Source organism: Prosthecobacter sp. Pr1 (assembly GCF_057652315.1).
In genome coordinates, this window is sequence record NZ_JBYFBS010000001.1 from 254,123 (window position 1) to 266,950 (window position 12,828).

Sequence of the window (12,828 nt, forward strand, 5' to 3'; positions counted from 1 at the left end):
GAATTAACGTGAATTGTGACAAATCATGTCATCCAAGCCAAGAAGCGTTATCAAGAATTATCACCTGGCCTGACCTTGCCCGCGAGAGTTTGGCGGGGAATGTTCATGCATGAACGAAGAGGTCCCGCTTTCACTGCATGCCGTGTTTAACTACGCTGAAGCCGGGCTGTGGTTCACCATCGCTCTCGTGCTGGCTGTTCGACTGCGGATGAAACGACCCTGGCGCTGGCTGCTGCCCGTGGCCTTTGCGTGCTTTGGTGTCTCTGATCTCATCGAAGTGCAAACCGGTGCGTGGTGGGAGCCCTGGTGGCTCTTTGTACTGAAAGCCGCCTGCGCGCTGGTGTTTCTGCTGGCATGGCGCGCGCATCGGCGGCAGGGAAAGCCTCATGGCTGAATCCCCCTTCAAATTTTGCAGCGACTGCGGCAAGGACGACTGGCTCCCAAAGAGTGACCGCGAGTTTGTCTGTGTTGCCTGCGGCTTCCGTCATTTCATCACGCCGATCCCCGCCGCTGTGGCGCTGCTGCTTGATGCGCAGGATCGGGTTCTCATCATCCGCCGCGCGCATGAGCCCGGCTTCGGCCTGCTCGGGCTGCCCGGCGGTGTCATTGAGCCGGAAGAAAGCGGCGAGATGGCTGCCGCACGTGAAACACATGAGGAGGTGGGCATTGAACTGCCGGCGAGTGCATTCACCTACCTCTGCACGCTCAACAACCGTTACCTGTTTCAAGGCTACAGCTGGCCCACGCTGGATCTCTGCTACACCGCCCGCGTGCCGGACTTCAACAACGTGGTGATGCAGGCCTCGGAGGTGTCGGAGTTCCTGATTTGTTCGCTGGATGAAGTGCCGCTGGATCAGTTTGCGTTTGAGTCAAATGCGGAGGCGGTCAGGCGATGGCGGGCAGTGGATGCCGTTGCTTAGGCTTGCCTGTTTTGCTTTTGACCTTAATATTTCCTTATGGTGCCTATCCTGTCGCAACCAGCCTTCCAGCAGCGCGCAATGCCGCTGTCTGTCGCGGCATGGCATCAAATGATCGACAAAGGACTGGCTCCTGAACGGGCAGAACTCATCCGTGGGGTGATCATCGAAAAAATGAGCAAATCCTTCCTTCTCACCAAGCTGGCAGATGCGATGATCGAGTTCTTGAGGGCTGCCGTCAGCGGTCTGTTCTGGATTCGGCAGGAGGCTCCTTTGACGTTCAAGGATTCCGAGCCAGAGCCGGACATCTCCATCGTGGATGGTCGTCGTGACGATTATAACGCGCACCCTGTCTCTGCCCGACTCGTCGTTGAAGTGTCTGTCAGCAGTCTGCTGGTGGATCGCGAGATGGCTTCGATTTATGCAGAAGCCGACGTGGCGGAATACTGGATCGTCAATGCGACGGAACGCTGCATCGAGGTGTATCGTGCGCCAGTTAACGGTCGTTACCAAACCCAGCAGCGTGTTGCCGAAGGTGAAGTGCTGGAGTGTGCAGCACTCAGCGGAGTGAGCGTGAATGTGGCTGGCCTTTTTGCCGGAGTTTAAGTGTAACAGTGCCGCTTTCTCATGCCGCGACAGGCGCAGGCGCGTCAAACCAGCGGCCGTGCTCCTTGATGAGGTCGATGAGGCGCTCGACGGCTTCGCCTTCGGGGATGTTGAACTTCACGGCGGTCTTGCCGACGTAGAGATTGATCTTTTCGGGGGCGCCGCCAACGTAGCCGAAGTCGGCGTCGGCCATTTCACCGGGACCGTTGACGATGCAGCCCATCACCGCGATGCGCACGCCTTTGAGATGACCCGTGGCGGCACGGATTTTCTGCGTGGTGGTTTGCAGGTTGAAGAGCGTGCGGCCGCAGCTTGGGCAGGCGACGTAGTCGGTCTTGAAAATGCGGACTCCGGCGGCCTGCAGGATGTTGTAGCTGATGCGGAGGGCCTGGCCGGGGGCCTCTTCGCCATTCACGATCACCGCGTCGCCAATGCCATCGCACAGCAGCGAGCCGATGTTCGTGGCGGCAACGAGCAGGTTCTCGGTGAAGTCGTCGCTGCCGGCGGCCTGCAGTGTGTCTTTGAGCAGGATCGAATGACGTGGCTGCAATTTGGCGGCGAGCAGGCGATACGCAGCGATGACGGGCAGCTTGAGTCCGTCCTTGATGGTCACGAGTTTCGCCTCGGTGCTTTCATAGAGACTGGCGATGGCGGCATCGTCACGCGGGTCGATCTCGACCACGCCGCTATCTTCGATGACGACCTCGGGTTTGTAGTCGCCGAGCTTGTCGATCTTGTGAGCTACGGCGTCCCATTTCTTGCGCGTGGTGAAGACGGGCACGGTTTCATGACCGCCGGCTTTGACACCATTGATCGTGAGCACTTCGGTCTCACGGCGCACGTAGTCGAAGGGATCGTAGCTGACCTGCGGTGCATTGGAGATATGCTCGAACTGCGCAGGAAGCCCTTCGTTGTAGGGCTTCACGAGCTGCTGTGCCACGGGGATCTCGAAGATGGCGTCTTCGGTCAATGAGACACGCACGGTATCACCGATGCCGTCGGCCAGCAGGGAGCCGATGCCGATGGCGCTCTTGATGCGACCGTCTTCACCGTCGCCTGCTTCAGTGACGCCGAGGTGGATCGGATAGTTCCAATCCGAGCCGAGCTGATTGAGGTGCGCGACGAGCAGGCGGTAGGCCTCGATCATGACCTTCGGATTGCTGGCCTTCATCGAGAAGAGGAAGTTGTGGTAGCCTTGCGCGCGGGCGATGCGGGCGAATTCGAGGGCGCTCTCGACCATGCCGAGCGGTGTGTCGCCATGGCGGTTCATGATGCGATCACTCAAGGAGCCGTGATTGGTGCCGATGCGCATGGCGCGGCCCAGGCGGATGCAATCCTTCACCAGCGGAACGAACTGCTCCTCCATGTAGGCCACTTCAGCGGCGTACTCGTCATCGGTGTATTCTTTGACGGCAAACTTCTTCTTGTCGGCGTAGTTGCCGGGATTCACGCGGACTTTTTCCACCCACTTCACCGCTTCCATGGCGGCGTCAGGCTTGAAGTGGATGTCGGCCACCAGGGGGACATCGCAACCGGCGGCACGGATGCCATCACGGATGTGCTGGAGGTTTTCGGCGATGATGCGGGTCTGAGCGGTGACGCGGACGATCTGGCAGCCGGCTTCGGCGAGACCGAGTGCCTCCTTCACGCAGGCCGCAGCGTCACGCGTGTCACTGGTGAGCATGCTCTGCACCACTACGGGCGCACCGCCTCCGATCTGGACGTTTCCAACCAAAACGGGGCGTGTTTCGCGGCGCTGGTAGTTGTAGAGGTCGGGGCAGTAGCGGAGCAGGGGGGAAGACATGGCGGGCGGTTAGAATGCCGGATTGCAGCCCCGACGCAAACGGGAAGCCGCAGAGGGTGGCATGGCATTACAAGTTTCTTACATGGTTCTTGCCGATCCAAGGCCGAATGCTACAATTTCATTCAATATGGCAAATATTGTTGTTATCGAAGATCATCCGCCTGTTTTGAAGCTTCTTGCCACCCTTTGTCGGGCTGAAGGACACGAGGTGATGGCTTTCGACAACGGCCGTGCTGGGCTGGAAGCGATCCGAGAGATGGCTCCAGATTTGGCTCTGGTGGACCGTCGGCTCGGTGACGTCGATGGACTCGACATGATCCGTGATGCGCGTGAGGCTTCGCCCAAGACGCGCTATGTCATGGTTTCCGCCTGCTCTGAGACGCGCGACATCGTGACCGCAGTGCGGCGCGGCGTCTGTGATTACGTGACGAAACCTTTTGAGCCTGAAGAAATCAAGAGTGCTGTGATTCGTGCACTCAATGAGCCTGAAGAACCTCAGCCGATCTCCCGCCAAAAACTCGTGATCCTGTGTCCAAAGCAGGCGGCCTGATGGCTTAGGCTGGAAAGAGGCGCATAACATTGAACTTTGAAGTTGGCAGCCGTTGGCGCATTGGTGCCGCATGGAAAACCTCCGTCGTCTGCTTTTTGCCCTTTCCGTGTTCGTGCTGGCCGCGCTGCTGTTTGCGTGGTGGCGTCACGGGAGGGAGGGCTATGGGCTGCTCAATTTATTGAAGGGAGAGAAGCCGGGACCCACGGCGCTCACACCACCGAAAAAACCCAAAATAGCGCCCGATGAGGTTCCGATGCTAACCCGGTTGAATGATGAATTTTCTAAAATTTCCGCCACCGTGCTGCCCTCGGTGGTCAGTGTCACCACCAAGACGGTGCGGCCCGGAAAGAGCAGCTGGCATTCCTACTATGGCTTCGTCGGCCCTCGTGATCAGGTGGTACCCAGCCTCGGCTCCGGGGTGATCATCAGCAAAGAAGGGCATGTGGTCACCAACTACCACGTCATCGAAGGCGTGCAGGCGGCGGACATTCAGATCACCACAAATGCCAATAAAAGTTATCCGACGCTCATTCTGGGGTTCAACAAAGAGCGTGATATCGCCCTGCTGAAAATCGACAGTCCGCGTCTCGATTTTCCTGCGTTAAGTTTTGCCAATTCAGACGACGCCCGGGTGGGGCAGATCGTGCTCGCGGTGGGCAATCCCTTCGGACTCAGCGGCACGGTGACTCAGGGCATCATCAGCGCGCGTGATCGCCATCTCAGCGACAGCCAGTTTGACTACCTGCAAACGGACACCGTGATCAATCCCGGCAACTCAGGTGGTCCGCTGGTGAATATTCGTGGCGAGATCATCGGCATCAACGTCGCCATTTATCGGGGTGACGCGACGGTGAGCGCCTGGCAGGGCGTGGGACTCGCCGTTCCATCCAATGAAGCCAAAATGGTGGTGGACGACATTCAGGCCAAGCTCAAGGAAAGTGCGAAGCAGGCGAATGGTGTGACCAGTTCAACGGGCAAGGGCTACCTCGGCCTCGAAGTCAGCAGCGAACCTGTGGAGATCGATCCCGTGTGGGGCACTTCACGCCGTGGCGCGCTGGTGACGGACATCGGCAACAAATCACCTGCGGCTGAAGCAGGGCTGCGCCAGGGGGATGTGGTGACGAAGTTTCAGGGCATGGCCTTCCGATCTCCGGCAGATTTGCTGCAGATCATCCGCACCCAGCCCCCTGGCAGCGAGGTGAAGCTCGAAGTCATCCGCAACAACAAGATGGGAGATATCATTGCCCGCCTTGGAGCCAGGCCTGAGGCAGAACCGTAGCTTTTTAAGAAGCGTTTTATGTCATCGCGGTTTCAACACGAACCGCTGCTTGTTGCGGTTGGTGACGATACGAAGTTCATCTCGGTGAAACTGAAGGTCGATGCTGCCAGTGCTCCAGGTGTCGAGCAGCGGAATGTTCTGTGTTTTGGCCCGTTGAACCAGTGATTCGGGCAGGGCTGTTTCGACTGCGCGCGCATCACTTCCGCAGAGAATGATCTGCGGGCTCGCCTTGAGCAGGAATTCAGAGCTCGTGGAGAGATCGACCTCATGCTGACTGCGGATTAACACATCGCAGCGCAAATCCTCGGAGCTGGAGCAGAGAGCTTTTTCGGCGTGCCAGCCGGTGTCGCTCAGCCATAGCACGCGCCAGGGACCGAGCTGAACCATCAGCACCATGGCACGATCATCTGCCCGGTCGTTTTGCACCTGCTGCGTCGGGTACAATACCGTGGCTTCAATCTGGAAATCCTTGGCATCGGAGAGAGTGACACGTTCATCGACATGCAGTTTGCGCAGCGATGGCGGGTGGGGTTCATCGAGCAGGCGCCGCAGTGCGGAGCGTGTGGAGTTACGCCGCCCCGGCTCCTGGGTGCTGCAAAAGAGCATGGGCGCGTCAAACGTCGTGATGACCTGCCCTGCGGCACCGATGTGGTCGACATCGTTATGACTCAGGAACACGCCCGCGAGAGCATCCACGCCGTTGGAATGCAGATAGGGACGCAGCACGCGGCGGAAGCTGGCTTCGCTGCCCGTGTCAAACAGCCAGTGGGTCTTGCCGATGCGCAGATGATTCGCCGCGCCGCCATGGGGAAGCTCCAGCACATGCCAGACGGCGGGGGCAGGGGTGAGAGACATGCCGGGTTGAAAATGAAAATTCGCGCCAGGCAGGCCGGCGAACCACATCGCGCTGGCGATCATCGCCTTCGCCAGCGCCCAATTGACGTTGTTGAAAATGATTTGAGCGCCCGTCAAATGGAGCGCGGCAGCGCCGAGGCTCAGGCAGGTGGCACCCAGACACAGGGACGACAGCGGAACGAGCACGCAGTTGGCGATCGCCGCCACCGGAGTGATTGATTGAAAATGACCGAGGATGAACGGCAGACTGCCAATCCATGCGGCAAACGACACGCTCAAAGTGGTCGCGAACCACAGCCGGCATTGGCTCCAGGTGCGCTGCCGCCAACTGGCGAGTTGGGGCGGCAAAAAGGGATCGATTCGTGTGAATGGCAGCAGTCGTTTCAGCAACGGGGCGGAGCCGATGGTGCTCAGCCACAGCACGCCGAAGGACAGTTGAAACCCCGGCATGAACAGCTGATGCGAGTCCGTGGCAAGCAGCAGCAGGGCTGCGGCGCCGAGGCTGTTTTGCAGGGACGATTCACGATCCATCAGCGTGGCACTCAAGTAAATGGCCACCATGAACGCCGCCCGTGCCGCCGAAGGCCGCCAGCCGGTGACGAACGCATAGGCAAACACGACGAAAATAACCATCCAAAGCGAGATGCCGCGTGGTGTTCCGATCTGCCGCAACAGCGCCAGCACGATGACTCCGAGGAGGCCCACATGCAGGCCGCTGACTGCAAACACATGCAGCGTGCCGCTGTTGCGAAAAGCATCTTCGATTTCATCATCCGCCTCGGCAGAGACTCCCAGCGCCATGGCCCGGAGCACGGCGACCGTTTGTGGATCTTCTTCGAGGTCCTGAATGAGCTGCCTGCTGATCCAGCGCCTGCAATCTTCCGCACGTTCCAAAAAGGCGCACCACCATTCCTCACCACTGCCGCCGATGCGCTGCATGTGGTCGATGTCAAAACGGGCCACGCGCCCCATGCGCAGGGAGTATACCTGCGCATCGAAGGTGCCTGGATTGGATGCAGTGCGGGGCAGGTAGATGCTGCCGCGGAGTTCATACACGCCAGCACCTGGAAAGCGCACACCTTTGGGCAGCCGCACCAGCAGCGTGGCAGTTTGCTCAATCACGATCCCTGCTGCTGGAATCTCAATCTTCTGTGTGGTGCACAGCGCATGGGTGCGCTCATCCGGCGAGGTGTCGAATTCCGGCAGCAGGCTGCCGCGAATCGTTGCTGGCACCGGCTTGTCCTGCTGCTGGAGTGCCAGGCGCAGCGGGTGGCGGAATGTTTCGTCTGTGCGTGTTGCATGGATGAAGGCAAAGACCAGCGCAGCACCCGGGATCAGCAGCCATGCGCGACCGCTGAAGAGCGCCACGCCTAGCAGCGCCGTGGTGACCGGCAGAAACCACCCGCCATGCGCGGGCAGCCATCCCATATCTGCGGCGAGGATACCGCTGACGGCAGCCAGCGCCAGTGTCAGCAGCGGATTGGCCCGGGTCCAAAGCGGGAGCTTCTCGAGCATCGGCAGCTGGTGTTGAAACGATCAGGCCTTCTCTGCGCCGGCGGTTCCCGCCTTGGAGCGCTGCTCCATCAGCAGCTTGAACTGCATCTGTTCGAGTTCGCTGATGCGGTGGTGCGCATTGGCGCTGTGGCGGGTGTTTGGGAAGTTGCCGATGATCTGCTCCAGCATGTCGCGCGCTGCTTCAAAATCGTGCCGGTGTGTCAGATGTACGTCGGCGATGCGAAACATGATGAAGGCGGCATCATCCACCGGCCAGTCTTTGCTCTGCAGATGCTCTTCCAGCACTTTCAAAGCCGTCTGAGGATCACGCAGACGCTCAGCATGGATCTTGGCGATTTCGGCCACCGGGAAGGGATCGTCCGGCTTCTCTTCGAGCATTTTTTCATAGTGCTCGATGGCTCCCGAGTAGTCTCCCTGGGCGATGCGGGCTGCAGCTTTGGTCATGTGATCCTGCTCCACCTTCTCACCGGAGGAGAACACCGCCTCTCCCATCAGATCGCCCAGCCAGGGGATTAAATACTTCACGGCCAGAAGCCCGCCGGACAGCCCCAGCAAAATCACAAACACGAGCTTCATGCCGTCTCCGGCTTCTCTCACGAAACTCCAGATCAAAGCGATGACCAGAAGGACGAGCGTGATGACACAGATGCGGATGACAATGGCAGTGTTCATTTTCGGGATGTAAGACGAGGCTATCAAAACGCCTGTCTGCCGCCAAGCACGAAATTGGCGGCCATCCCGGTCAGCCTCCTCCCAAGGCGCGATACAGATTGGCCTGCACCTGAAACTGCCGCTTGGTCACACCGATCAGCTGCAGCCGGGCCTTCAGGGCGTTCTGCTGCGCGTTGAGCACCTCGATGTAGGTGGCCCGACGCGTGCGGAACAGGTCTGCTGCGGTGCCGACGGACTCAATCAGCAGGTGCACCTCCTTGGTCTTCAGCACCTGAAGATCCTTTAAAATGCGGATGAAGGCGAGCTGGTTGTGCACCTCGACGTAGCCGTTCACGATGGACTGCTGATAGGTGTTGAGTGCTTCCAATTGGGAGGCGTTGGCGTGATCAAACTCGGCTTGGATCGCCTTGCGGTTGATCAACGGAGCCACCAGTCCGCCCAGCGCCGAGTAGGTGGCGGAATGAACATTGAGCAGGAGGTTGCTCTGGAAAGCCTGAAGTCCCAGCACGCCATTGATGGAGACTGAGGGCAGAAATGCAGCCTTGGCCGCCTTCACGTCCGCTTTTGAAGCCGCCAGTTCAAATTCAGCCCGGCGGATGTCAGGGCGATTTTTGAGCATGTCGGCCGGCACACTGGATGACAGCTGCGGCAGCTGGGCATGCATCAGGGCCGTCCTGTTGCGGGCGATGGGACGCTGCGGATCGCCCAGCAGGGTGCAGATGATGCCTTCCTGCTCCACGATCCGCTGCTGCGTATCCAGTCGCATGCCCTGAAGGTTGAACAACAGTGCCTCGAACTGCTGTACAGCCAGTTCATTGGCGGCTCCCGCCTGTTTTTGAGTCTGCACCGTCTCAAGCGCATCACGCTGGATTTTGATGGTCTCATCGATGTTGATGATCTCAGCATCCAGCGCCAGCAGCTCGTAGTAGGCTGTGGCCAGGTCGGCAATCAAATGCGTCTGCACCAGATTCCTTCCCTCCACACTGGCGAGCAGGCGCGCGGAGGCGGAGGCTTTTTTGCTCCGCAGTTTTCCCCAGAGATCAATTTCCCAGCTCGTCTGCAAACCGACTGTGTAGTCCTGGACATCCCGCGGGACAATGCGCCCGTCATAGATGGGCGTGGTGCTGTTGCCGGCACCGTCCATGGTGTAGAGGCCAAAGCGTTGGATGCCCGCGCCTGCCACGCCCGAGACCTTGGGGGCCAGCATGCTGCGTGCGGCGGTGATTTGAGCCTTCGCCATCTCGATGCGCTGAAGCGCGATTTTCAGATCGCGGTTGTTGTTTAGCGCCTGCTCAGTGAGGGACTGCAACCGGGGATCGGTGAAGTGTTTCCGCCATTGGCTGACTCCGGTGAATGAGGCGGTTTTGTCCGGCGCCTGCTCCGTTTTTTTGCCATGGCGGCGAAGATCTTCGCAGCTGGTGAACATCAGCGTCATGAACGAAACGCAGGCGCTCAGGAATGGCCAGTTCAGATGCAGGGTCTCACGCATGTTCCGGTTCCTTGGATGGTTTTAGGCTTGAAGTGAATGAGGCAAAAATGACGTAGAGGCCCGGAATGATCAGCATGCCAAACACGGTGCCGAAGATCATGCCGCCCACCGCCGAGGCGCCGATGGTCCTGTTGCCAGCCGCGCCGACGCCCGATGCCATCATCAAGGGGCTCAAACCGGCGACGAAGGCAAGTGACGTCATCAGGATGGGGCGCAGGCGCGAGGTCGCGCTTTCCACCGCCGCCTGCAGCGGGGTGAGGCCCTCACGCTGCCGTTGGATGGCGAACTCGACCACGAGGATCGCGTTCTTTCCAAGCAGGCCGATGAGCATGATCATGGACACCTGGGCATAGATGTTGTTTTCAAGACCCATCCACAGCAGAAACACAAATGCGCCAAGCAGGCCTGTGGGCAGTGACAGGATGACCGGCATTGGCAGCAGAAAGCTTTCGTATTGGGCGGATAGCAGGAGATAAACAAATGCGAGGCAGATCAGGAAGATGAACACCGCCTGATTTCCTGCCAGAATCTGATCCCGGGTGATGCCGGCCCAGTCGATGCCAAAGCCTTTCGGCAGTTTTTCCCTGGCCGTTTCCTGAATGGCCTGGATGGCGGCGCCGCTGCTGAACCCGGCTGCAGGCTCCCCGTTGATCTCAGCCGAGGTGAACATGTTGTGGCGTGTGACCTGATCCACCCCGTACACTTTTTCCAGCTCCACAAACGTGCTGATCTGGACCATCTCCCCAAGGTCATTTTTGACGTGAAGTTTCAGGATGTCCTCCGGACGTGCGCGGTATTCCGGCAGCACTTGGACCATGACCTTGTAGAGCTGGCCAAAGCGGATGAAGTTGGTGGCGTATTTGCCACCCAGCATGGTCTGCAGAGTGCTCATCACATTGTTGGTCGTCACCCCTTTTTGCGCCGCGATGTCGCTGTCCACATGCAGCAGGTATTGCGGAAAGCTGGCGTCGAAACTGGTGAAGGAATTGGCGATCTCCGGCCGTGCCTCCAGATCGTCGATGAACTTTGCGGCCACGCTTTCCATGTTTTTGAAATCGCCGCTTCCAGTCCGGTCCAGAAGGCGGAGTTCGAAGCCGCTTGCGTTGCCGTATCCCGGCACGGCGGGTGGTGAGAACAGCTCAATCTCGGCATCTTTGATGTGATGGGTCCTGCGGAGAAGTTCGTCCATCACAGCCCTGACCGACTCGGTTCGCTCATGCCAGCCGGTGAGATTGATCAGGCAGGAGCCATAAGTTGCGCCGCTGGCATCGGTGATGATGTTCACGCCTGCCAGAGTGGAGACTGATGAGATAGAGGTGATGCCCTTACAGCAGTTCTGGATCTCATCCACCACGGCCTTGGTTCGCTCCAGGGTGGAGCCGGCCGGAGTGGTGACACCCACGTAAAACGCGCCCTGATCCTCATTGGGAATGAATCCGGATGGCAGTCTGCCGCCCATGAAGACCATGACCACACAGAAGCCCAGGAGGATGCCCCAGCTCAGCGTGCGCCTGCCTGCCAGCGCCGAGATCCACCGCGTGTAAGTGGCCGAAATTTTGTCATAGCTGCGGTTGAAGTGGCCAAAGAAGCGGTTCAGCAGGCTGCTGCTCCTGGGCGCATGATGCATGTTTTTCAACATCAGGGCGCACAGCGCCGGGGTGAGCGTGAGCGCGACGCAGCCTGACAGCACGATCGCTATCGCCATCGTGAGGGAGAACTGCTGGTAGAAAATGCCCGAGGGGCCGGACATGAAGGACGCGGGAACAAAGACGGCGGCCATCACGAGCGTGATGGCGATGATGGCACCGCCGATTTCACCCATGGCCTCCTCGGTGGCCTGGCGCGGGCCTGCGCCGGTGCTTTCCATCTTCGCATGGACCGCCTCCACCACCACGATGGCTCCGTCCACCACGATGCCGATTGCGAGCACCAGTGCCAGCAGCGTGATCAGGTTCAGCGAGAAGCCCAGCAGCTGCATGAAAAAGAAGGTGCCGACCAATGACACCGGGACCGCAATGACCGGGATCAGCGTGGAGCGCCAGTCCTGCAAGAAGACAAACGTCACCAAGGAAACCAGCAGGAAGGCCTCTGCGAGCGTGCGCACCACCTCATGCAGCGAGGCATCAAGGAAACGGGAGACATCGTAGCTGATGTCATAGTCCATGCCCTGGAGGAAAGTGTCCTCCTTGATTTCCGCCATGCGCTGTTTGATGCTGGCGATGACTTCGTTGGCATTGGAGCCGGGGAGCTGCTTGAGAAGAATGGCGGCCGTGGGCCTGCCATTGAACCGGGTCTCCACATCGAAGTAAAGGGTGCTGAATTCGACCTCGGCGACATCCTTGATACGCAGCACCTGGCCCTCGTCATTGGAGCGGATGGGGATCTTTTCATAATCTTCCTGGTTCTGGTATTTGCCTGCATAACGCACCACGTACTGCAGGTGCGGCTCGGTCTTGTCCGAGCTTTCCCCCACCTTCCCTGGAGCGGCCTCCACATTCTGCTCTTTCAAGGCGAGCAGCACGTCCTCCGTCGAAATGTTGTAGGTCAGCATTTTGTCCGGTTTGAGCCAGATCCGCATGGAGTATTCCTTGACGCCGATGATCTTCGCAAAACCGACGCCCTCAATTCGCTTGAGCTCGGTGAGGATGTTGATGTCGGCAAAGTTGTACAAAAACATCTCATCGAGTTCAGGATTCGTGCTGGTGACGTCGAGGTACATCAGCATGGCCTTCTCCTCCTTGGCGATCTGGACCCCGGCCTTGATGACTTCCTCGGGCAGCTCGCCCATCATTTTGTTCACGCGGTTTTGCACATTCACCGCCGCCACATCAGGGTCAGTGCCTGCTTCAAAGACGATTGAAATGACGCCGACGCCGTCATTGGCCGCCCGCGAGGACATGTACTTCATGCCAGGTACGCCGTTGATCGACCGCTCCAGCGGGACGATGGCGGCCTTCGTCAGCGTCTCCGCATTGGCACCGATGTACTCCACCGTCACATTGACCTCCGGCGGAGCGATGCTGGGAAACTGGGTGATGGGCAGTTGATACAAAGCCAGCAGACCCAGGAAGGTGATGATGATGGAAATGACCATCGACAGCACGGGTCTGCGGATGAACTCGTTAATCATTCAGCGTTTGA

The 12,828-nt window shown here is 59.0% G+C and carries 10 protein-coding genes; 5 read left to right on the forward strand and 5 right to left on the reverse strand.

The window, feature by feature from the left end:
- Window positions 1-109: 109 nt before the first annotated feature.
- Genes AC24GY_RS01180 through AC24GY_RS01190 form a run of 3 tightly spaced genes read left to right on the forward strand, consistent with a single transcriptional unit; the run spans window position 110 to window position 1,523 of the window.
- Window positions 110-394 (forward strand): hypothetical protein, encoded by a 285-nt coding sequence (locus AC24GY_RS01180; protein WP_397382292.1) that lies wholly within the window; start codon window positions 110-112, stop codon window positions 392-394.
- Window positions 387-920, forward strand: coding sequence for an NUDIX domain-containing protein (locus AC24GY_RS01185; protein WP_487679585.1), 534 nt, complete (start codon window positions 387-389; stop codon window positions 918-920). The genes AC24GY_RS01180 and AC24GY_RS01185 overlap by 8 nt, the downstream gene beginning before the upstream one ends.
- Before the next feature lie 36 nt (window positions 921-956).
- Window positions 957-1,523 carry a Uma2 family endonuclease gene (locus AC24GY_RS01190; RefSeq protein WP_487679587.1) on the forward strand — a complete coding sequence of 189 codons (567 nt, stop codon included), beginning with the start codon at window positions 957-959 and terminating at the stop codon, window positions 1,521-1,523.
- Between the two features lie 19 nt (window positions 1,524-1,542).
- Here the strand turns inward: AC24GY_RS01190 and ispG are convergent, their stop codons facing one another.
- Window positions 1,543-3,327, reverse strand: coding sequence for a (E)-4-hydroxy-3-methylbut-2-enyl-diphosphate synthase (ispG, locus tag AC24GY_RS01195; protein WP_487679589.1), 1,785 nt, complete (start codon window positions 3,325-3,327; stop codon window positions 1,543-1,545).
- 61 nt (window positions 3,328-3,388) lie between these two features.
- On the opposite strand from ispG, the gene AC24GY_RS01200 reads away from it, so the two are divergent.
- The gene (locus tag AC24GY_RS01200; protein ID WP_487679591.1) at window positions 3,389-3,877 is read left to right on the forward strand and encodes a response regulator; all 489 of its coding nucleotides are present in this window, start codon (window positions 3,389-3,391) and stop codon (window positions 3,875-3,877) included.
- A gap of 70 nt (window positions 3,878-3,947) precedes the next feature.
- On the forward strand, window positions 3,948-5,156 hold the full coding sequence (locus AC24GY_RS01205) for a S1C family serine protease (protein ID WP_487679593.1): 1,209 nt from the start codon (window positions 3,948-3,950) through the stop codon (window positions 5,154-5,156).
- A gap of 21 nt (window positions 5,157-5,177) precedes the next feature.
- On the opposite strand, the gene AC24GY_RS01210 is transcribed toward AC24GY_RS01205, so the two are convergent.
- The 4 genes from AC24GY_RS01210 to AC24GY_RS01225 form a co-directional block, all read right to left on the reverse strand.
- Window positions 5,178-7,526: a ComEC/Rec2 family competence protein gene (locus tag AC24GY_RS01210; RefSeq protein WP_487679595.1), complete on the reverse strand. Its 2,349-nt coding sequence runs from the start codon at window positions 7,524-7,526 to the stop codon at window positions 5,178-5,180.
- A 21-nt stretch (window positions 7,527-7,547) separates the two neighbouring features.
- Window positions 7,548-8,198, reverse strand: coding sequence for a tetratricopeptide repeat protein (locus AC24GY_RS01215; protein WP_422322170.1), 651 nt, complete (start codon window positions 8,196-8,198; stop codon window positions 7,548-7,550).
- Window positions 8,199-8,268: 70 nt separating this feature from the next.
- Window positions 8,269-9,687, reverse strand: a complete 1,419-nt coding sequence (locus AC24GY_RS01220) for an efflux transporter outer membrane subunit (protein WP_487679597.1) — start codon at window positions 9,685-9,687, stop codon at window positions 8,269-8,271.
- Entirely contained in the window at window positions 9,680-12,817 is a 3,138-nt protein-coding gene (locus AC24GY_RS01225) for an efflux RND transporter permease subunit (protein WP_487679599.1), read from the reverse strand. The genes AC24GY_RS01220 and AC24GY_RS01225 overlap by 8 nt, the downstream gene beginning before the upstream one ends.
- Window positions 12,818-12,828 lie beyond the last annotated feature (11 nt).